Source organism: Vibrio sp. dhg (genome assembly GCF_003443775.1).
Lineage (GTDB): Bacteria > Pseudomonadota > Gammaproteobacteria > Enterobacterales > Vibrionaceae > Vibrio > Vibrio natriegens.
The window spans coordinates 1,005,122-1,026,362 of sequence record NZ_CP028943.1; the positions used below are offsets into that span (position 1 = coordinate 1,005,122).

General features: G+C 46.1%; 17 protein-coding genes. 11 read left to right on the plus strand and 6 right to left on the minus strand.

Annotated features, from left to right (window positions below):
* The first annotated feature begins 168 nt into the window (after window positions 1-168).
* Entirely contained in the window at window positions 169-2,484 is a 2,316-nt protein-coding gene (locus DBX26_RS04735) for a zinc/cadmium/mercury/lead-transporting ATPase (protein WP_118118024.1), read from the plus strand.
* Between the two features lie 311 nt (window positions 2,485-2,795).
* Window positions 2,796-3,554 carry a uridine phosphorylase gene (udp, locus tag DBX26_RS04740; protein WP_014231269.1) on the plus strand — a complete coding sequence of 253 codons (759 nt, stop codon included), beginning with the start codon at window positions 2,796-2,798 and terminating at the stop codon, window positions 3,552-3,554.
* Between the two features lie 122 nt (window positions 3,555-3,676).
* Here udp and DBX26_RS04745 read toward each other — a convergent pair whose 3' ends face one another.
* Both DBX26_RS04745 and DBX26_RS04750 read right to left on the minus strand, forming a co-directional pair.
* The gene (locus DBX26_RS04745; RefSeq protein ID WP_014231270.1) at window positions 3,677-4,837 is read right to left on the minus strand and encodes a DUF1887 family protein; all 1,161 of its coding nucleotides are present in this window, start codon (window positions 4,835-4,837) and stop codon (window positions 3,677-3,679) included.
* Between the two features lie 154 nt (window positions 4,838-4,991).
* Window positions 4,992-6,983, minus strand: coding sequence for a methyl-accepting chemotaxis protein (locus tag DBX26_RS04750; RefSeq protein WP_118118026.1), 1,992 nt, complete (start codon window positions 6,981-6,983; stop codon window positions 4,992-4,994).
* Window positions 6,984-7,297: 314 nt separating this feature from the next.
* Here DBX26_RS04750 and hinT point away from each other — a divergent pair, with 314 nt between their 5' ends.
* The 7 genes from hinT to DBX26_RS04785 all read left to right on the plus strand — a co-directional run bounded on the left by hinT (window position 7,298) and on the right by DBX26_RS04785 (window position 13,522).
* Window positions 7,298-7,648: a purine nucleoside phosphoramidase gene (gene hinT / locus DBX26_RS04755; RefSeq protein WP_020332840.1), complete on the plus strand. Its 351-nt coding sequence runs from the start codon at window positions 7,298-7,300 to the stop codon at window positions 7,646-7,648.
* A gap of 73 nt (window positions 7,649-7,721) precedes the next feature.
* Window positions 7,722-9,119 carry a COG3014 family protein gene (locus DBX26_RS04760; RefSeq protein WP_118118028.1) on the plus strand — a complete coding sequence of 466 codons (1,398 nt, stop codon included), beginning with the start codon at window positions 7,722-7,724 and terminating at the stop codon, window positions 9,117-9,119.
* The gene (locus tag DBX26_RS04765) at window positions 9,119-9,511 is read left to right on the plus strand and encodes a YcfL family protein (RefSeq protein WP_118118030.1); all 393 of its coding nucleotides are present in this window, start codon (window positions 9,119-9,121) and stop codon (window positions 9,509-9,511) included. The genes DBX26_RS04760 and DBX26_RS04765 overlap by 1 nt, the downstream gene beginning before the upstream one ends.
* 52 nt (window positions 9,512-9,563) lie before the next feature.
* Window positions 9,564-10,154 (plus strand): penicillin-binding protein activator LpoB, encoded by a 591-nt coding sequence (gene lpoB / locus DBX26_RS04770; RefSeq protein ID WP_014231275.1) that lies wholly within the window; start codon window positions 9,564-9,566, stop codon window positions 10,152-10,154.
* A gap of 25 nt (window positions 10,155-10,179) precedes the next feature.
* A complete protein-coding gene (thiK, locus tag DBX26_RS04775; RefSeq protein WP_118118032.1) occupies window positions 10,180-11,061 on the plus strand; it encodes a thiamine kinase in 882 nt (293 codons plus the stop codon).
* A 75-nt stretch (window positions 11,062-11,136) separates the two neighbouring features.
* The gene (gene ycfP / locus DBX26_RS04780; RefSeq protein WP_014231277.1) at window positions 11,137-11,676 is read left to right on the plus strand and encodes an alpha/beta hydrolase YcfP; all 540 of its coding nucleotides are present in this window, start codon (window positions 11,137-11,139) and stop codon (window positions 11,674-11,676) included.
* Between the two features lie 556 nt (window positions 11,677-12,232).
* Window positions 12,233-13,522: an NAD(P)/FAD-dependent oxidoreductase gene (locus DBX26_RS04785; protein WP_118118034.1), complete on the plus strand. Its 1,290-nt coding sequence runs from the start codon at window positions 12,233-12,235 to the stop codon at window positions 13,520-13,522.
* Window positions 13,523-13,631: 109 nt separating this feature from the next.
* On the opposite strand, the gene DBX26_RS04790 is transcribed toward DBX26_RS04785, so the two are convergent.
* The 4 genes from DBX26_RS04790 to DBX26_RS04805 all read right to left on the minus strand — a co-directional run bounded on the left by DBX26_RS04790 (window position 13,632) and on the right by DBX26_RS04805 (window position 19,080).
* Complete coding sequence (locus tag DBX26_RS04790; RefSeq protein WP_014231279.1) at window positions 13,632-14,180, minus strand: GNAT family N-acetyltransferase; 549 nt, start codon at window positions 14,178-14,180, stop codon at window positions 13,632-13,634.
* Between the two features lie 85 nt (window positions 14,181-14,265).
* Window positions 14,266-15,036: a peptidoglycan binding protein CsiV gene (locus DBX26_RS04795; protein ID WP_162889664.1), complete on the minus strand. Its 771-nt coding sequence runs from the start codon at window positions 15,034-15,036 to the stop codon at window positions 14,266-14,268.
* A 7-nt stretch (window positions 15,037-15,043) separates the two neighbouring features.
* Window positions 15,044-18,505, minus strand: coding sequence for a transcription-repair coupling factor (gene mfd / locus DBX26_RS04800; RefSeq protein ID WP_118118038.1), 3,462 nt, complete (start codon window positions 18,503-18,505; stop codon window positions 15,044-15,046).
* Window positions 18,506-18,510: 5 nt separating this feature from the next.
* A complete protein-coding gene (locus DBX26_RS04805; protein WP_014231282.1) occupies window positions 18,511-19,080 on the minus strand; it encodes a PilZ domain-containing protein in 570 nt (189 codons plus the stop codon).
* Window positions 19,081-19,331: 251 nt separating this feature from the next.
* On the opposite strand from DBX26_RS04805, the gene lolC reads away from it, so the two are divergent.
* Together lolC and lolD are read left to right on the plus strand one after the other, a co-directional pair.
* Window positions 19,332-20,540, plus strand: a complete 1,209-nt coding sequence (lolC, locus tag DBX26_RS04810) for a lipoprotein-releasing ABC transporter permease subunit LolC (protein WP_065296581.1) — start codon at window positions 19,332-19,334, stop codon at window positions 20,538-20,540.
* A complete protein-coding gene (gene lolD, locus DBX26_RS04815) occupies window positions 20,533-21,240 on the plus strand; it encodes a lipoprotein-releasing ABC transporter ATP-binding protein LolD (RefSeq protein ID WP_020332845.1) in 708 nt (235 codons plus the stop codon). Before lolC ends, lolD begins: the two co-directional genes overlap by 8 nt.
* Window position 21,241 lies beyond the last annotated feature (1 nt).

Here is a 21,241-nt window from a genome sequence, read left to right on the forward strand (position 1 = left end):
CTTTTAAATGAAAACAGAAAGGCGCACTGGCGTCTTTTTGTTTTTAATGGGGTTGTGTTTGGTCTTTTGGGTAAAAAATTTTTAGTAATTCAACTTGACCTTGGAGCTTACTCCAAGGCTTATCCTTATTGTTAGATGAAGAGTTTTTCACCAGTAAGGAATGAACTTATGTGTACGAAACATCAAGGTTGCCAATCAGGCAAAATCAAATCGGCGGTGCCGCTAGGTGCAACTGACTCCTGTTGTGAGCCAACCAAACCGACAGTTAATATTTCGCAAGCGAGTGTTGATACGACAGAAGGCTCCTGCTGTAGTGGTGGTTGCAGCTCAGATTCTCCCGAAGAAGAAGCCCCCGAAAAACTGTCCAATGCTTCTATCCGCAGTGCTTCTATTCGCAATAGTTGGCTGGTCTCTGATATGGACTGTCCGTCCTGTGCTTTAAAGCTTGAAAAAGCCATTACCAGTTTAGACGGTGTCAGCAATGCAAAAGTGTTGTTTTCTACTGAGAAACTGATCGTGGATTTCGACAACCATTCACTTACCTCTCTTATTGAACAAACCGCTCGTCAGACGGGCTTTCCACTTGCGTCACTCGATAAACCAACGAAGAAAAATCAAAGTAAAGGTTGGCGCGGTGTTATTTCAGACAATTTGCAAATTTTGTCTATCTCTATAGCCATGTTAGTCGCTGCTGTGGTTGCCAATGTGAGCCCTCAAGTGAGCTCATGGATATTCACACTAACCTGTCTACTTGGCCTATTTCCTATCGCACGTAAAGCGGTGAAGTTAGCCAAAGGAGGAACGCCGTTTGCGATTGAAACCCTAATGAGCGTTGCAGCGTTAGGCGCATTATATTTAGGTGAAACCGCAGAAGCGGCGATGGTGCTATTGCTTTTCCTTATTGGTGAAAAGTTAGAAGCGTATGCATCATCGCGTGCTCGTAGTGGCATTCAGGCCCTGATGGATTTGGTTCCTGAAAACACGATCTTGATTCAAGAGGGGGTGCGCAAAGAAGTGCCTGCCTCTCAACTTCAGCCGGGGGATGTGATTGAAGTAGCGCCCGGAGGTCGTATGCCTGCCGACGGCATGCTAATGAACTCAATGGCCAGCTTTGATGAAAGCGCGCTGACTGGAGAATCCGTACCTGTTGAATACGAAGAAGGCGGAAAAATCATGGCGGGTGCCGTCGTGGTTGATAAGGTAGTACAGGTGCAAGTTACTTCACGACAAGGTGATAATGCGATTGATCGCATCTTACATTTGATTGAAGAAGCAGAATCACGAAAAGCCCCGCTGGAACGTTTCTTAGATAAGTTCAGCCGATGGTATACGCCGTTAATGATGTTAGTGTCGTTGGTGGTCGTTGTTGCTCCGCCGCTGCTGTTTTCTCAGCCTTGGGAGACTTGGATTTACCGTGGGTTGGCACTGCTGCTGATCGCTTGTCCGTGCGCTTTGGTTATCTCGACACCAGCTGCGATTACTTCAGGTTTAGCGGCGGGAGCTCGTCGCGGTGCATTAATCAAAGGCGGTGCCGCATTAGAGTTGCTTGGGAAAGTGGAGTCGGTGGCTTTTGATAAAACCGGCACGCTGACAGAGGGTAAGCCTAAAGTCACCGATGTGTTGGCATATGGTGTAACCAAAGAGCAGTTAATGAGCCATACTGCGTCGATTGAAGTGGGGTCAAGCCACCCATTAGCCGTATCGTTGGTCAATAAGGCCAAAGAGTTGGGTATCACAATACCAGAAGCAAGCGAAAAAACTGCGCAGGTTGGCTCGGGCATAACAGGGCTCGTGGAAGGTAAGTTAATTCAGGTAATTGCCCCGTCGAAATCGGAATTTCAGCTTTCCCAGGAAATACAAGATCAGGTTACTGACCTGGAATCGTCGGGGAAAACGGTGGTTATCGTACGCTTTGAGCAAGAAATCGTGGGTTTGATTGCCTGGCAGGATACGTTACGTGAAGATGCGCAACTTACCGTTTCTGCTCTGAAAGGGTTAGGCATCAGCTCTGTGATGTTAACGGGAGATAACCCTCGCAGCGCGGAAGCCATCGCCAGCCAAATAGGGTTAGATTATCAAGCCAGTTTGTTGCCTGCCGACAAAGTACATTATGTTGAAATGCTTTCGAAGCAGCATACCGTTGCAATGTTGGGAGATGGAATCAACGATGCGCCAGCGATGAAGGCTTCCAGTATTGGTATTGCCATGGGAGGCGGGACGGACGTGGCACTTGAAACGGCAGATGCGGCTCTGACTCATAATCGTCTGTCAGAACTACCAGCAATGATCGAATTGTCACGTGCGACAATGAACAATATTCGCCAGAACGTTGCGTTAGCACTTGGCCTTAAAGGCGTTTTTCTTGTGACGAGTCTGTTTGGTATTACCGGACTTTGGATGGCAGTATTGGCCGATAGTGGAGCGACAGCATTGGTGACACTGAATGCGTTAAGGCTGTTACGTTTTAAGTCGAAGCACATGTAGTATTGAAACAAAGTTGCACTATATTTAACCCGAGACATGACGGTGTCTCGGGTTTTTTATTTTCTTGCACTCGGTATTGCTCGGCTTGATAGCTGGGTGGTAATGGTTGTCTATCTTATATGCAACTGGATTTAAATTTCACTAAAAGTGTGATGCAAATCTATTTTGTGTGAAAGTGTGGTTATATTACATTTCGTTGGTGTGATTAATATCACTATATATCCCCTTAAGGTTGGTTACAGTGGTTCTGTACCCAACCACAGATTAATGAGCTTATTGCCGAAAAAATAAGCCACAATAAGGAGCGACTTATGTCTCAAGCTGTATTCCATCTAGGTGTTACTGAAGCTGATCTTAATGGTGCGACTCTAGCCATTATTCCAGGTGATCCTGCCCGCGTTCAAAAAATCGCTGAACAAATGGAGAACCCAGTATTTCTTGCAAGCCAACGTGAATACACGCTATACCGTGCAGAGTTGGACGGTAAGCCTGTTGTGGTTTGTTCAACTGGTATCGGTGGCCCTTCGACTTCTATTGCGGTTGAAGAGTTAGCTCAGCTTGGAGTACGTACTTTCCTCCGCGTTGGTACCACTGGCGCTATCCAACCAAACGTAAACGTTGGTGACATGATTGTGACGACGGGCTCTGTTCGTCTGGATGGTGCGAGCCTGCACTTCGCACCAATGGAGTTCCCTGCGGTTGCTGATTTTGACGTTGCAACAGCGATGAAAGCTGCTGTGGAAGAGTCTGGTGCCACTGTTCATATGGGCGTAACAGCATCAAGTGATACTTTCTACCCAGGTCAAGAGCGTTACGATACATTTACTGGCCGCGTTGTTAAGCGTTTCCAAGGTTCAATGAAAGAGTGGCAAGACATGGGCGTTCTGAACTTTGAAATGGAATCAGCGACACTGCTAACCATGTGTGCAAGTTCTGGTCTTAAAGCAGGTTGTGTTGCAGGTGTAATTATCAACCGTACACAGAAAGAGATCCCGGATCACTCTACTCTGAAAGAGACAGAAGCTCGCTCTATCAAAGTCGTCGTAGAAGCAGCGCGTAAAATGCTTTAATTCGTCTTTCATTGACGGAATAGAATTGAAAAAGCCAGAGGGAAACCTCTGGCTTTTTGCTTTTGGTTGTACACAATCATGAAAAAAGCAGCGTTTTCGCTGCTTTTTGTATTTTGTGTTGATTAAACCTCGTCTGAACCACCTGCCGCTTTAAACCACGCAGTAAGGTGTGTTTTCAGATCTTTTAGCTCATCAGGACCAATCAGAGCTAATCCCAGATCTTCGGCACGAGTAATGTCGTTATGACGTAGCGGACGGAAGCTGACCAGCATGGCTCTGGCTTGCAAGCCACCTAAAAGGTCGCGAAGTGATTCCAGTTTATACAGCGTATCATCGCCGTCATCACGCATACCCTTTGTTTTACACTCGATGATGTGAAGCTTATTGTTTACCACTGTCGCGACGTCCAGTTCATTACGAACTTCACTTTCTCCAAGCTTACGGTAGACCTGAACATTCAATGAGCGGTCTTGAATCGTTGGCATCGTGTCTTGAATCTGCTTAACGGTACTGTGTACCAAGGTCTCTAGCCATTCGCCGTTAGAAAAACGACGAGCATCTTCATTTGCAAAGGTCAGAATGCCGTTTTCGTAGGTGGCAATTTGCGCTTCAACAAGATCACTGAGCAGCATGTTAAGTTCGCGATAGCCTTGTTGCTTTTCAGACAGCTCTACATCCAGCTTCTGCTCTTTACGACACGTCGTTGCAAGATAGTTGAGTGTGGCTAAGCCAGGACCAAGCTCAAGGGCGTTTGAAGCCCAACGCTCACCCAAATCGTATAGCTTTTTATCAAGCAGAGGAGGAAGGTCAAGGTACTGGAACTCGCCTCGAGCACCAAAAATCGTCAGATAATCAGCAATCTTAATATGGTCTTCTACCTGAGTGTCTTCCTGGCCATCAGGGTAAAGCCAGCATAATTTGTCGCTGTTTGGCTCAACCACAAAAATTGGCCAGTGATAAGTGCGGAACACTTCATAAACAGACAGTAAACGATGTCGAAGGCCACAGCTGGCATTGAGTTTTACTTCTTCGCCGCGATCGTGAAGGTCCTTCGCTAATTTCTGAATCGATTGTTTAATTAACGTGGTATTGACTGCGGAAGGGATCTCAAAGAATTCGGAAGTAATCTCTCGCTGCGTTAATACGGAGCTCAGTCGGTTGTACATTTCTTTTTGGCTAGAGTCGCCGATGAAGACAATATGCGAACTTAGCGTGCGATTATCCAATAGAGGGGTAACCAATCTCACTGGGTCTTGGTCAATTATACCAACATGAACAGCCATAGATTTTCCTTTTTATGCGGCCGCTCGAAAATAGATATGCAAGAGGATGAGTCGGCCATACTAACGATATGTAGACACGACGGATAAAAAACAAGGGCGACATCATAAAAAGTCGCCCTTGCACAGTTGGTTGAACCAGTTCCTTTAATTATGGCTATAGCGTAAATCGGTGCACCAGCGAGTTTTGTTGATGTGCCAGATGAGTCAGCGATTCACTGGTTTGCGCGATGTTAGACATGGCCTGATAGCTCTCATCTGCGATATTGTTGATGTCTTCAATACTGCGAGCGATGTCTGCTGATGTTTCACTTTGCTCTGCGGCGGCCTGTGAAATATGGGTGCTCATTTGACTAATCTCGATGATAAGTGCCTGAATTTCTTCCATCGAACTATTGGCTTTTGAAGCTTGTTCCACCGACTCTTCCATATCGTTCATACAGCTTTGAATCACATGATTAGCCGATTGGGAGCTCGATTGAAGATTGCTAATCATCGACTCAATCTCGGTTGTTGATTCTGTGGTACGGGAAGCAAGAACACGTACCTCATCCGCAACGACGGCAAAACCACGTCCTTGATCGCCAGCGCGAGCGGCCTCAATGGCAGCATTCAGCGCCAATAGGTTGGTTTGCTCGGCAATGTTACGAATCACATCCAGAATAGAGCCAATCTGTGCGCTCATCTTCTGTAGTTCAGAAACGGCACTGACAGACTCATGTAAACGCGTCTCCAGCTGATTAATCGTGCTGATATTGCCACTCATAATGTTGCGACCTTCTTCTGAAGCCGACTCAACGCGCTGTACCATCTCAAGCGAGCTTTGAGCATTTTGTGCCACCTCCTGAACGGAATGTGACATTTCAGTCATTGCTGTCGCGACATTGGCGGTCTGTTCACGTTGAGAATTCAATTGTCTCTGAGCGAGGGAAGAGGTTTGCTCGTTAGTGGCAGCCGTAGACGCCAGGTTTTCAGACGCATCATTCAACTTAACCAGAATGTTGTGCAGGCTATCCGCGAGCGAATTGATGTGGCCGCTTACCCGACTGAATTCATTTTTGTAACGAACATCTATTCGCTGCGTCATATCGCCTTCGGTTAGGCTTTCAAGTACGTTGAGGATCTTGGTTAGAGGTTCACGCACACTGTGAGCAATGTGATAGCCGATAGCGGCAGCAAACAGCACCACAACAACACCAATGATCATGGCTTTTGTAACCCCTGCCGAGTAGATATCGCCCGCGTCAGCAAGAGATTCATTTAATTTATCCGTGGCGGTAGTTGTAAACTGCTCAAGAATCGCCATGGTTGCGTCTACTTTGCTGGTAAGGTTCGCTATGTTGGCATACAGCGCAGAGCGAGCGGTGAGGTAGCTGTTGTGCTGATCCAGAACGCCACCACGTTTGCCTACATCGCGGGTGAACTGTTCGACTGAATCGCCGAAGACTTTTTTAAGTTCTGGTAACTGAGCTGTCAGCCCACGGAACGCGTCGTTTAAGTGCGATATCGCTTTACGGTTTTTAGCGACGGCTTTAGTAACAAAGTCAGAGTTTGAGCTGGCCAACGCATCTGACGTAATGACTTCCGCGTCTTTCAGTTTAATGAAGTAACTTTTCGCCATCACTTTCACTGAAATACTGGATTGATCATCAACGTATTCTTTCAGTCCGATAGAGAGCTCAGTATTCAGCTTTTGGAAGCGTCGTGAAGATTTCTGAACCGCGTCTTGGGCTGCGAACATGGCTTCGTAGTTATCCATAGCTTCGATAGCTTCTGTAAAGTAGCTTTGCTCTAATGTTTTTAGCTCAGCAAAGGGTTCGGCTAGAGAAGGGTAGATTTCACTCGCGGATTTTAATTGCTCCAGGGTGGATTCAAAACGTTGTTGAGATTTGGCGAATTCCTGACGCAACTCGTCCATGCGCTGTTTATTCTCAGTAGTCAGGAAGTCTTTGAAAGATTTATCTGCTGAAAGTAACTCGACACTGGTTTGGTTCGATAGCGAAACCAGCGGTAAAGATGACTCGGATACGGTCTGAAACTTGCCATGAATGTCATTCATTCCACCCATCATTATGGCAATAGTGACGGCGAATAGGATGATGATAAGTCCAAAACCAGCATACATCCGTTTAATTACTGAACCTCGCATACGTGAGCGTCCTCTCCCAAAAATAGACAAAAAGCTTTCCAAATGACGTCAAAATGCTGGATTCGTAATGGTTTAGTCCATATCTGAACAGTATCTATAAGTGATTTGGAGATAATTTATAGTTGTCTTAAAAATGTAACAAAATTAACCGGATTGTATTGACTATGCGACGCGCATTTTATGACGCAGGCTACAAAAAAGGCTTTGTTTTAAACACCTTAATGAATAATGTTAAGTGAACACTGTTTTTATTGAGCTCTGCTTAGGGTTGGCGCATACTAACTACGTTACACAACTTATAAAATGGAGTACCCATGCCGGAAGAGACTATCTTTAGTAAAATTATTCGTAAGGAAATCCCCGCTGATGTTCTTTACCAAGATGATTTAGTAACCGCTTTCCGTGACATTAACCCGCGCGCGCCAAGCCATATTCTTATCATCCCAAATAAATTGATCCCGACAGTGAATGATGTCGAAGCTGAAGATGAAGCGATGATGGGACGACTATTTACCGTCGCGAGAAAGCTTGCAAAAGATGAAGGCATTGCTGAAGACGGTTACCGCTTGATCGTGAACTGCAACCCACATGGTGGCCAAGAGGTTTATCACATTCACATGCACCTACTGGGCGGCCGTCCTTTAGGGCCAATGGTGGTGAGTTAGCCTGCATTTATTGGGTGGTGAATTGGCCACCCACTTTATACTCTGTTCTGAGCACACATTTGTGGAGATAAATGTGAAATTAGGTGTGAAGCTATTAGGGCTGGTCAGTTGGGCTCTTATGGCGACCGGCTGTGCTAATTTGTCTGCGGGTAATTTGTTTAGCCACTACAGTGATCAAAACCAAGAAATGTACCAAGCTGTGGTTGCTGGAGAATATGTAAAAGCCAAGCAACTTCAGTCGAGTGATGTTGGTGGTGAGATACTTGGCAATTTCGAAAAAGGCAGACTTTCATTTCTCGCCCAAGACTATCCAACCAGCCTTAGTGCGCTGGAAAAAAGCGATAGTGCTGTCCGCGTCCAACAAGAGCGTGCCACAATCTCACTGTCTGAGACGACGACCAGTGTCGGTGCTTTAGCCGTCAATGATAACCTCAAAGACTATCAACCCGCTGACTATGAGCTTGGCTTTTTGCACTTATATCTGGGTCTAAATTACCTGCAGAAAAATGATCTGGAAGGCGCGTTAGTTGAAGTTCGTCGTGCTAACCAAGTACAGGAAGCTGCCAGAAAAGCACGTGAGAAATCGTTACAAGCCGCAGAAGAAGATCTGAAAAACCAAGGCATGTCAGCTAATTTGGGTAGCGTACTGGCAAGCTATCCCGATGCAGGGGGGAAACTCAGTGCGGTACAAAACGGCTATCTGTTTTATCTTTCGGGTCTTTTATATGAAGCGTCGCGAGACCTGAATAGTGCGTATGTCGATTACCGGCGCGCTCTGGCGGTAATGCCAGACAATAAACAAGTGATAGAAAGTACACTGTATGCCGCCAAGAAGCTAGGCATGAGGGAAGACCTTCGCTTGCTGGAAAAACGCTATGGTAAAGCGCCCTCTGGTTTGAGTAAGTCACAAGGTCGCGTGATCATTTTTGATGAGCAAGGTGTGGTTGAAGCTTTGCAAGGCTGGCGTATTGATCTGCCCATTTACGACAGTCGAAAACGATGGGCGATCTATTCACTAGCTCTGCCTTATTACCCCAACCGAGGGTCGCAGAGGTTTAGTGATTTGAGCCTGAATGACACTAAACTTAATTCCAGTAATTTGGCCGATATCAATGCCATGGCGCAGAACGATCTTAACGAACGTTTGATGACGATTGTTATTCGTCAGGCTATCCGAGTTTGGGCAAAAGATCGTATTCGTAAAGAAGCGGCCGCGAAAGGTGATGATGTTGGTAACATTCTTTTTAACGTCTGGAACACATTAACCGAGCAGCCTGATACCAGAAGCTGGCAAACGCTGCCAGCGAGAGTAAAAACCGCTTCTCAAATCGTGAAACCCGGCACACAACGTTTAAACTTGGGTGATCAAGTCTATCAATTTGATGTGCCTGCGCAGCAAACGACATTAGTTTGGGTTTCACGTCAGGGGGCACATTCGACTGTTTGGCATAAACAACTGGGGATATTGTAATGAGATCTTGGCTTATTGGCTTAGCGTTGATTGTAGGTTTGGCAGGGTGTGCAGACAACACTGCCGGTATCCGAATTGATGGTCAGACGCAGCAACTCTTTTTTAACGACAATGTGTTGGGCAGTCGATTACTGGTAGACAAGATTACGACCACGTATGTCGACGACCGGCCAAGAGGCGTGGTTCAGCTTAATAGTAACTATCAAGGTGATCAGCATATCCTCTACCGCTTTTACTGGTATGACAATAACGGCCTGGAAGTGAATACCAAACCGGGGCCGTGGCGAAAAGCGATCGTGCGTGGTTTTGAATCAGTGACACTTTCTGAAGTGACAGTGAATCCAAACGGCACTCGATTTCGAGTACAAATCAGAGAAGCACAAGACAATTAATTTTTAGCTTGCGCCTTGAGTGCGTAGGTATTGAATAAACTAAGGAACTCTCATGAAAAAAAGTATTATTGCTCTTTTAGGTCTTGCCGTCATTTTAGGGGGGTGTTCTAACAAGGTCTCTTACGGTGATGCGCAAGCGACAGAAACTACCACGATTGATTTTGGTTCTACCGACCTGCAAACCATTGCCGCTGAAATGGTCGATAGCATGATGATGTCTGGTTCTGTAGCTGCAATTACTCGTGATCAGCGTCCTATTGTGTTTGTTGAACGCATTAAAAATAAGACCAGCGAGCATATTGATACTGAGTCTATTACAGACACGATTTCAACTAAGATGCTGAATTCAGGTAAGTTCCGTTTTGTCGATATGGACCGCGTTGAGTCTGTTCGTCAGCAGCTGAACTTCCAGAATACCGATGAGCTAGTCAATCAAAGTACTGCTATTCAGTTTGGTAAAATGGTTGGTGCTCAATACATGCTGTACGGCAACCTTTCAAGCATTGTGAAGAATGCAGGAAGTGACAAAGACGTGTACTACAAAATGACAATGCGACTGATGGATCTCGAAACTGGCTTGATCGAATGGGCGGATGAAACAGAAATCCGTAAAGCGCAATCGAAGAGCTTATTCGGTCTCTAACCGATAGTTAATGGAGAAGTCATCAATGGCACTGTTCTGTTGGCCGCAGGCTAAACAGCTGGATCCGACGCTTAATGCGCTTGATGTCTTCTTTATTGAACCTCCTGTGAAAGTTCAAACCCTCACAGGAGGGCTGACAAACCGTTGTTGGCGCTTAGAAACGGCTGATGGGCAAGCTTACGTCTGGAGGCCGTTGAGTAAAGTGTGTCAGGCTTTTCTCATTTCTCGTCACAATGAATATCAGGTTCTAAGCGCCATCGGGTCTCTTGGCGTTGGTCCCAAACCGGTATTCATCCATGAACAAGGTCTTCTCGTTGAGTGGGTAGAAGGAGAAACACTCTCTCATATTGGTATCGAATTGGACGAGTTACTTTCTCTCGCTGCAACGATTCACACCTTCCCATCGAAGGCCGTACCAGTTGTTCCGTTCTCTTATCTCTCCCGAATCGATCATTATTGGCTAGAATTAGGCGGTAGCTATACAGGAACAGAGTTTGAGGCTTTGTATCAAAAGTGGCGCACGGAACCGAGCATAAAGCCACTGCCGCTGGCACTGTGTCACTTTGATTTAGGTAGCTACAACTTGGTTCGGGGCGATGAGGGTGTCAAAGCCATCGACTGGGAGTATGCCGGGCTCGCGGATCCACGATTAGACTTGGCTCTGATACTGCAGGTTGCCGATGTGCCTATCAACGGTGGGGTAGAACGCTATTGCCAAATTCGTAATATCGAAGATGTCTCTGTTTGGTTGGAGGGGGTGAGAGCGTGGCAACCAAGAACATTGGTGATGGCAATGCTTTGGTACTTACTGGCTTATCAATTGTGGGGAGATGAACAATACTTAAGCAGTGCCAACGAGTTTAAAGGTTTATTGTGTATTGACGATCACTGTTTTAATAACTCGTGACATATTCCCCTTTAAGAGTAAGGAAATAGTGTTAGTTTTAAGAAAAGTACCAGATATATACAGGGAGAGGTACAGATGATTATTTACTTGCACGGCTTTGATAGCACTAGCCCGGGTAACCACGAAAAAGTTCTTCAATTACAATTTATCGACGATGACGTTCGCTTTATTAATTACAGTACGCTTCATCCTAAACACGATATGCAGCATTTGTTAAAAGAGGTGTCGAAGGTTATTGATCAATCCGATGATCCAAATCCATTGATTTGTGGTGTTGGTCTCGGTGGTTATTGGTCAGAACGAATTGGTTTTCTATGTGGTATCAAACAGGTGATCTTCAACCCGAACCTGCACCCTGAGAAGAATATGGCAGGGCGTATTGACCGTCCTGAAGAGTACGAAGACATTGCCACTAAATGTGTCGATCAGTTTCGAGCAAAGAATAAAGGGCATTGCCTGGTTATTTTGTCTAAAGAAGACGAAGTGCGCGATAACAAAGAAACCGCCGCTGAGCTAGAAAAGCATTACCCTATTATTTGGGATGAGACTCAAACACACAAGTTCAAGAAGATCTCACATCATTTACAAGCCGTGAAAGAATTTAAAAACACCTAATACGATCTACTTCATCCAGTTGTTAAACAAAAATGGCACTCCGCGGAGTGTTATTTTTTTATCAAACCCTCCTCATTTATGATTTCTGTCGCTCTGCCATATGGACCTATGACTTAGCCAAATTTGCCTTTGTTTTAAACAATTATTGTGTTCTGTCTATTGTTTTACCATAGAGGTTCTATGTGGCACGAAGGCGGTGTTGTAGACTGGTCGATAAAGTAGGCAAACCGTATTCAGAGCAAGGATTTTGGTTGCCTTCAATACATGGCTCTATATAATGAGCGGGATTAAAATTGTTTGACAAATATCAAAAAAATTATTGAGAGCAGGTAAAAAACTTGCCCATTTTCGTCTGAACTTTAGGTATCAGACTCAACAAAAGATGCACAATAACCAATTGATAAAAATGAAGAAAAATTAAGCATCTATTTTAATCCCAAAAGCTGAGACACCTCTAAGAACCAAGAATTCATCGGTTGGATGCTTCTCATCAGTGTGACTGATAGTGAAGGGTCGAGCTGAACCCATTTATTCATTTTTGTAGAGGAAAATCATTGTGACACGCATTATCGTTGTAGGCGGCGGTGCTGGTGGCCTGGAATTGGCAACTAAGCTTGGCCGTACAATTGGTCGAAAGAACCGTGCGCAAATTACGCTGGTAGACCGTAAAGCGAGCCACTTGTGGAAACCGTTGTTACACGAAGTAGCAACCGGATCATTAGACGAGGGTGTTGATGCATTGAGCTACCGTGCTCATGCGAAAAATCATAGTTTCGACTTCCAAATGGGTAGCCTTCAAGACATTGACCGTGAGCGTAAAGTCATCACGTTGAGTGAGCTTACAGACGAACATGGTGAACTGTTAATGCCAAGCCGTGAGCTGGAATATGACATTCTGGTGATGGCGATAGGTTCTACTTCAAACGACTTCAATACTCCGGGTGTTCGTGAAAACTGTATTTTCCTCGACAGCCCTGAACAGGCTCATCGATTCCGCAGCGAAATGAACAATGAGTTTCTTAAGCTCCACGCGAAAAATGGTAACGGTACCGTTGATATCGCAATCGTTGGTGCAGGTGCAACAGGTGTTGAACTTTCAGCTGAGCTGCATAATGCGATTAAAGAGCTTCGTGCATACGGCTTTGGTGACTTAGACTCGAGCAAGCTTAATGTAAACCTTATTGAAGCTGGCCCACGGATTCTCCCTGCGCTTCCTTCTCGAATCTCAACTGCAGCACATCAAGAATTGACGAAACTTGGCGTGAATGTGCGTACCGCAACGATGGTGACAAAAGCTGAGAAAGATGGCTTAACGACCAAAGACGGTGAGAAGATTTCCGCTAAAATCATGGTTTGGGCGGCAGGTATTAAAGCGCCTGACTTCATCAAAGACATCGCGGGTCTGGAGACGAACCGAATCAACCAGCTCGTGGTGAAAAGTACCCTTCAAACCACGCGTGATGACAACATCTTTGTGATCGGTGATTTGGCTCAGTGTACTCAGGAAGATGGTTCGTTTGTACCGCCAAGAGCTCAAGCTGCACACCAAATGGCAAGCCGAGCATTCAGCAACATTGTCGCGATGATCAACGGTCGTGAACTAAAAGACTATGTGTACAAAGATCATGGTTCTTTGGTTTCTCTGAGCCAGTTCTCGACAGTGGGCAGCTTGATGGGCAACTTAACCAAAGGTTCAATGATGGTTGAGGGTCGTATCGCTCGCGTGGTGTATATTTCACTGTACCGCATGCACCAAATTGCGTTGCACGGCCTTTTCAAAACGGGTTTGATGATGCTGGTTGGTCGAATCAACCGCGTATTGCGTCCAAATTTGAAGCTGCATTAATAGACTAAGCTTCGCTTAGCGAAAGCTGTGCGAAGTTTCTAAGCCGTTATAAATACAAAGCCACCGCATGTCGGTGGCTTTTTGTTTTTCTGCTATAACGTCCCAAACGTTACTTTAGATCTTCTGGTAGCAATGAATAGACAATGCCATCTTTTGGCTTACCGTCAAAGATGTAGCGGTTTCTGGCAATAGCCTCTTGATGTGCACCAACGGATTCGATCAGTGCCTGACTGGCAGTATTATCTGGATCGCAGACAATTTCGATACGCGTCAGGCTAAGTTTAGCGAAGCAGAATTCGGCTAATGCACAAACCGCTTCTTGTGCGTAACCCTGTCGCTGATAACGGTCGGCAATCCAATAGCCAATACTCGCCATGTTAAAGGTATGGTAGAGCTCATTAATAGCCACCATGCCAAGAAGGGCATTGCTTTCGCGGTCATAAACACCAAAACCAAAAGCTTCTGTTTTCACCCAGTTCAAGCGTGTGGAAAGCAAGAAGTCCTGTGCGTATTTGAGTGACACGTTTTCACCACACCAGTCTAACCAGGTATGCAGTGAAGGAGATTCGGCAAGCAGCGTATGCAGAGCATTTGCATCATCGGCAGGAATAAGACGTAAAGCTAAGCGCGGCGTAATAATTTCAAAATCGGGGCTCATGAATTGATATGACTCCCTTACTGGTCGTTTTTTTAGTTATAAAACAAAAGCGCAGCCTGAGCTGCGCTTTTATTATTTTTATGGTTTAGTTTACACGGCGTACCTGGATGATCATCCCCATTAAAGGGCTGTCCAGGTAATGTGTTTCGCTGCTTCGCATGCGGCGTTTTTGATCAAGGCGGTAAGTCTTAAGAAACTTCTCTTCAGTCACGGTTGGCGATACATCGGCTAAGTTACCAACCTGAACATTTCCGTCAGCTTCACCCATTTCGTTTGCAAGTTGTTCAACGGGTTTAGGCTCAAAACGAATTTCTCTGACACCCGGCGCACGCAAATCCATGGTTGTCTCTGCAAACAAGTAATGTTGAACGTAGACCTGAATTTTGCCATCTAACTCGTACAACGGGCCATTTACGTTTGACTCACTGTAACCATCGCTAGTGAACGTGGTTTGGCTACCATCGATAGGGCTGCCATCGGAATAATACGAGCCAGAAAAATCACGGCCAGCTACAATGCGGAAAGTCGGTGCACTGCCTTGTCCCTGATCACCTTGTCGCCAAGCTACATGCTTTAATACTCTAAATCCGGCGTGATTGTTCAGCGCAGCCTCTTGCGGGTTTAAGCGAAACGAAGAGCTAGGCAGTAAGGAGACACCTTTAGATGAGCGATAAGCGTCACTATCTAAACTGCCGACATTGGTCATGTCGATTTTCGGTAGTTGGTCTGGCCAAGACTCACTCGTGTTTTCCGCGTCGACGGTGCGCTTGAAAATGATCACTTCAATATCAAATTGACGTTGTGCCCAAGAGGGCATTGAGACACAAAGAAGTAATAACGGGATCAGTATTCTCATTCGACTATTAGCTCGTTGGTAATAAATTCTGTTTAAAATCATTCAGTAAGTCTTTAACAAACTGAACTCGTTTGCGTCGGTCAGTTAATGGTACGCTAAACTTGAACTTAGTTGGACCTTCCATCGCAAATTTTTGAGGCTGTGATTGCAGGAGTTTAACTAAATACGCTGGATTTATGTCAGCATCAGGGTAAAACTCTACAAATCCGCCTTTATCATGGGCTTCAATCTTTTTCGCTTTCAGACTACCTGCGGCAAATTTCAGTTCTGAGACAGCCAGCAGATTTTTTGTTGCGTCAGGCAAAAGACCAAAGCGGTCAATCAATTCCACTTTCAATTCTGACAACTCATCGGCGTTGGTGACGCTCGCGATACGTTTATACATTGAAAGACGTGTATTTACATCGGGGATGTAATCATCCGGCAAGAGTGCAGGAATGCGCATTTCCACTTCGGTCTGCTCGCGCAGTAACTCATCCAGCGATGGCTCTTTCCCTTCTTTCAATGCTTCAACCGCCTGTTCGAGCATCTCCATATACAGTGTAAAGCCAACCGATTGAATTTGCCCACTTTGTTCATCACCAAGTAGCTCACCGGCTCCGCGAATTTCTAAATCGTGTGTTGCGAGCGTAAAGCCAGCGCCAAGATCCTCGAGAGAGGCAATGGCGTCAAGACGCTTAATGGCATCTTTGGTCATCGCTTTTGGATGCGGTGTTAGTAAATAAGCGTAGGCTTGGTGGTGAGAACGACCCACACGGCCTCTTAGCTGATGCAGCTGAGCCAAACCAAGATTATCCGCGCGATCCATGATGATGGTATTCGCTGTTGGGACATCGATACCTGTTTCAATGATCGTGGTGCACACCAGTACGTTAAAACGTTGATGGTAGAAGTCGTTCATGATGCGTTCTAGTTCGCGCTCACGCATTTGTCCATGTGCCACAGTGATACGCGCTTCTGGAATCAGTTTTTGTAGATCTTCAGCGGTCTTTTCAATGGTTTCGACCTGATTATGCAGGAAGTAAACCTGACCCCCACGCATGATTTCACGCAGTACTGCTTCACGTACAACCGGCTCTTCACGTTGTCGGACAAAGGTTTTGATTGCTAGTCGGCGCGCTGGCGGAGTAGCGATGATGGACAGGTCGCGCATTCCACTCATCGCCATATTGAGCGTTCTAGGGATCGGCGTTGCGGTTAGGGTCAGAATATCGACATCCGCACGCATTGCTTTCACTTTCTCTTTTTGACGCACGCCAAAACGGTGCTCTTCGTCGACAATGAGCAGGCCAAGGTCTTTGAATCGAATATCGTTAGAAAGCAGTTTGTGTGTTCCCACGACGATATCAACTTTCCCTTCCGCTACATCTTGCAAAATCGCTTTCTGTTCTTTAGCCGATTTAAAGCGAGATAACACTTCTACTCGGATCGGTAAGTTGGCAAAGCGGTCACGGAAGTTTTCAAAGTGCTGCTGGGCAAGTAGGGTAGTGGGAACCAGCACTGCGACTTGCTTGCTGTTGTCCGTTGCAACAAATGCTGCTCGCATTGCTACTTCGGTTTTACCAAAACCAACGTCACCACATACCAAGCGATCCATGGCTTTTGGTTGGCACATGTCAGACATAACGGCATTGATAGCCATTGCCTGGTCATCGGTTTCTTCGAATGGGAACGTTGCTTTGAATGTGGCGTACTGACCTCGATCCAATTCGAATTTGAAGCCCGGTTTTAATTCACGTTTGGCGTAAACATCCAGTAACTCTGCTGCTACGTCACGCACTTTCTCGGCGGCTTTACGGCGAGCTTTAACCCACGCTTCTCCGCCAAGTTTATGCAGCGGCGCGCTCTCTTCTGCTCCACCAGAATAACGGCTGATAAGGTTCAGTGATGATACAGGTACGTACAACTTGGCGTCGTTTTGATATTCAAGTGTTACGTACTCAGTTTTCATACCGCCTGCTTCAAGCGTTTGCAGACCGATATAACGACCAATACCGTGGTCGATATGAACAACTGGCTGGCCTGGTTTTAGCTCGGCAAGGTGGCGAATAACGGTATCGCTGTTGACGGCTTTTTTGTCTTTACGACGACGTTGTATGACGCGGTCACCAAGCAGGTCACTTTCACAGATAAGGGCGAAGTTCAGCTCATCATGGATAAAACCATGCTCAGTCGCACCCAGAATCAAGCTAAATCGATCTTTAGAATCGAGCGCCTGGTAGAACGATTGGTGAACGACAGGGCGAACTTTAATGCCTTGTAGAAGTTCTGTGAGCGCTTCACGTCGACCTTCTGATTCAACAGAGAAGATGATTTTGCCAGTGAACTGCTCACTGAACTGACGCAGACGCGAAAGTGGTTCTTTGTTCTGCTGTTGAACGCCCAGTTCAGCTAACGACTGCACCGCCAAATTCTGACGACCAGCACGCTTGACGATTTTGTCCAGATGCAGTTGTGCTTGCGGAAGCTGTTTAAAGTGGGTGAAGAGTTCATCCTTCTTCAGCCACAGATCGTGCGGTGCAAGTAGTGGACGTAATGGATCGATTTTCTTCTGATCGTAACGGTACTCGACATCATTCAAGAATGTTTCTACGGCAGCTTCAATGTCACCATAAGTGATCAGTTGCGAGTCTTCTGGCAAGTAATCAAACAGGGTTTCTGTATGGTCAAAGAACAAGGGTTGCCAGTATTCAATCCCTGCCGGCCACGTTCCTTTGGTCACCTGCATGTAAATCGATTCAGGCTCACGACGCGCTTCAAACTGAGTACGCCAGCGGGTACGAAACTCTTCAATCGCTTCTTTGGTGGTCGGGAACTCATGAGCGGGAAGCAACTGAATCTGTTTGATGTCTTCTATCGAGCGTTGGTTCTCTGGATCGAACGTACGGATGGTGTCGATCTCATCATCGAAGAAATCGATACGGTACGGGTCATCGCAACCCATAGGGAAGAGATCAAGAATGGAACCACGGCTTGCATACTCACCAGGGCCAAAAACCTGATCTACGTGACGATAACCTGAGTTTTCTAACTGAACACGCAGCTTTTCGAGTGAAAACTGATCGCCGGTTTTTACCATTAAAGTGTGTCGCAACAAGAAATCACGCGGAGATTGACGCTGCAGTACGGTGCTGACTGGAACAATCGTGATGCCGTTTTGTTGGGTCGGTAACTGGTATAAGCGCGCAATCCGATCAGAAATGATCTCCTGATGTGGAGAAAAGTTATCGTATGGCAGAGTTTCCCAATCAGGGAAAAGGCTGACAGGCTGATCGGTGAACTGCTCTATTTCTGCTTGCAGTTTCAGGGCGATTTGAGGATCTGGCACAACAAGCAGTGAATGGCTTGTATGCTGTTTTGCGAGCTCTGCAATCGCAAGCGGCAGAGCAGCGCCAGGTAAATTACCTAACTGTTTTTTATCGCCACGCTCAGATGGGTTGGTGACGGAAAGTATCGTTGCTTTTGTCATAGGAGTTATTTTTTATCTCGCTCCAGTGAGCGCTGACGTAAAAGTTTTTGTTGTTGGTATAAGGCGGCTTTGATCAGTAAGTCTTGATCGGCGTCTCTGAGCATTTTGTATTTCAGCGTGACGAGAAAGCCCTGATCCGACGAAGCACATTCTACGACTTTAGCGTAGCAGTATATTGCTGCGGCCGGATTATCGAGGAACAGTTTCACACGCACTAACTGTTCTATGTCTAATTTGCTATTGGCATGATAGCTTAGCTGGCTCGCTCCAAACTGCGTGGTTTGATATCTGACGGAGGCGTCATCTTGCTGTGACAGCATAAAGCTTAACAGGAGGTTGAGCTTGGTATTTTGCGTGTCGAGTAAGCTGATAACGTGCTTTAAATCTTTATTTTTTAGTTCCGAGCGAGCGTTGTCTGACAACATGTCTAATTGGCTAAACTCACAAGCGACAATGAAAGGCGCCGGAATTTCAGCAACAAAGGTTTCTTCATCTGGCAAAGCAAAATCGGTACCTAACGCTTCCACGTTGATGGTGATGCTGTGGTGAACGGTGAAATATTCTTGCTCTGTCATATGGTTGTCCTTTGGCCTGCGAGCGCTCTCTGATTGATTTGCAAATCAGAGAGTAAGGCACTGATTATCGCTAACTGAATGAAGTTATCAAGTTTACCGGTTTTTTGGCTTGAACTTTTTGCTTTAAATGCGGACTTATTGCATGTCGTTGACAAATTTAGCGATTATCTTGTCTTTTTCACCAGAAGAGTAAGGTAAGATAGCCGACAAAGTTTAGTCTTATATCAAAACAGCCGGTTGGTTTGTCTTATATGTATCATCCTATCTCATTATTTATTGGTTTGAGATATCTTCGGGGTCGCTCCGGAGATAGGTTTAGCCGATTTGTTTCCTATATGTCGACCGCAGGCATCACAATCGGAGTGATGGCGTTGGTGACCGTTCTGTCCGTAATGAATGGTTTCGAAGCGCAGCTTAAAGAACGCATTCTTGGTGTACTTCCTCATGCTGTGATTTCTCAGAGCGACGGCAATACACCATTGACTGAAACAGCACCTGAATTTATTCAGAACATTTCAAAGGTCGCGAAGCCTGAACCTGTCGTTCGTGGCGAAGCCGTTATTCAAAGCTCCGCACAATTGACTGCGGGGTATTTGATTGGGATTGAGCCTAAAAAGGGAGACCCAATCGCTAACCACTTAATCGCTGGTCGACTCTCTGCTCTAGAAGCAGGCGAATACCAAGTGTTTTTGGGACATAGCCTTGCCCGTTCTCTGAAAGTTTCTATCGGCGACAAAGTTCGCCTTATGGTGACAAACGCGACGCAGTTTACGCCAATTGGCCGTATTCCCAGCCAGCGTAACTTTACGGTTGCTGGCATTTTTAATACGGGTTCCGATGTTGACGGGCAGCTTATGATCGTCAATATGACCGATGCAGCCAAGCTGATGCGATTACCGCAGGATACCGTGTCTGGCTGGCGTGTCTTTTTCTCTGATCCGTTTATGGTGACGGATTTCGCTGATAAACCAATGCCAGAGGGATGGCAGTGGAGCGACTGGCGTGCCCAGCGTGGTGAACTTTTTCAGGCAGTAAAAATGGAAAAGAACATGATGGGCTTAATGCTGGGGCTGATCGTTGGTGTTGCAGCGTTTAATATTATTTCTGCTCTGATCATGGTGGTGATGGAAAAACAAGCCGAAGTCGCCATTCTTAAAACTCAGGGCATGACGCAAACTCAAGTAATGACAATCTTTATGGTTCAAGGCGCAAGCAGTGGTGTGATTGGTGCGATTGTTGGTGGTTTGGCTGGCGTGACGTTATCTCTCAACTTAAATCCGATTCTTGAGGCGGCTGGTGTCGCGTTGTTCTCTTTTGGCGGCCGTCTGCCAATTTTAATTGATTCATTTCAGATTCTGTTAGTGGTGGTATTGGCAATTGCTCTGAGCCTGGCCGCGACAGTTTACCCTTCTTACCGAGCATCTTCTGTTAAACCTGCTGAGGCACTTCGCTATGAATAAGCTATTAGAATGTCGTGATATTCGTAAAGTCTACCGAGAGGGTTCGTTAGATACGGAAGTGCTTAAAGGTGTCAGCTTTGATATTGAGAAAGGTGAGCTGGTTTCTATTGTTGGTTCATCGGGTTCGGGTAAAAGCACTTTGCTACATATTCTTGGTGCGCTTGATGATGCGACGCACGGCGAAGTGGACTTTTTAGGTCAAAACTTGTCATCACTCGGTTCAAATAAGCAAGCTGCATTGCGAAACAAGCACCTCGGTTTTGTGTACCAGTTTCATCACTTGTTGGCTGACTTTACGGCGTTGGAAAACGTAGCAATGCCACTTTTAATAGGCGGAACGAAAGCCCCGGAAGCGAAAGCGGCAGCACAAGCGTTGTTGGATAAAGTCGGTCTAGGTCACCGTATCGATCATCGTCCATCGGAGTTGTCTGGTGGTGAGCGTCAACGTGTGGCGATTGCGCGTGCGCTGGTCAACAAGCCAGACTTGGTGCTGGCTGATGAGCCGACGGGTAATCTGGACCATAACACAGCGCTGTCTATCTATGACCTGATGCGGGAGTTAAACCAAGAATCGAACATCGCCTTTTTGGTGGTGACACACGATAACGAACTGGCCGCGAAGATGGATCGCCAAATGCACATGCAAGACGGTTTGCTGGTAGATCGTTTAACGAGTCAAGCATCTGTGGCGGAGGGCTAAT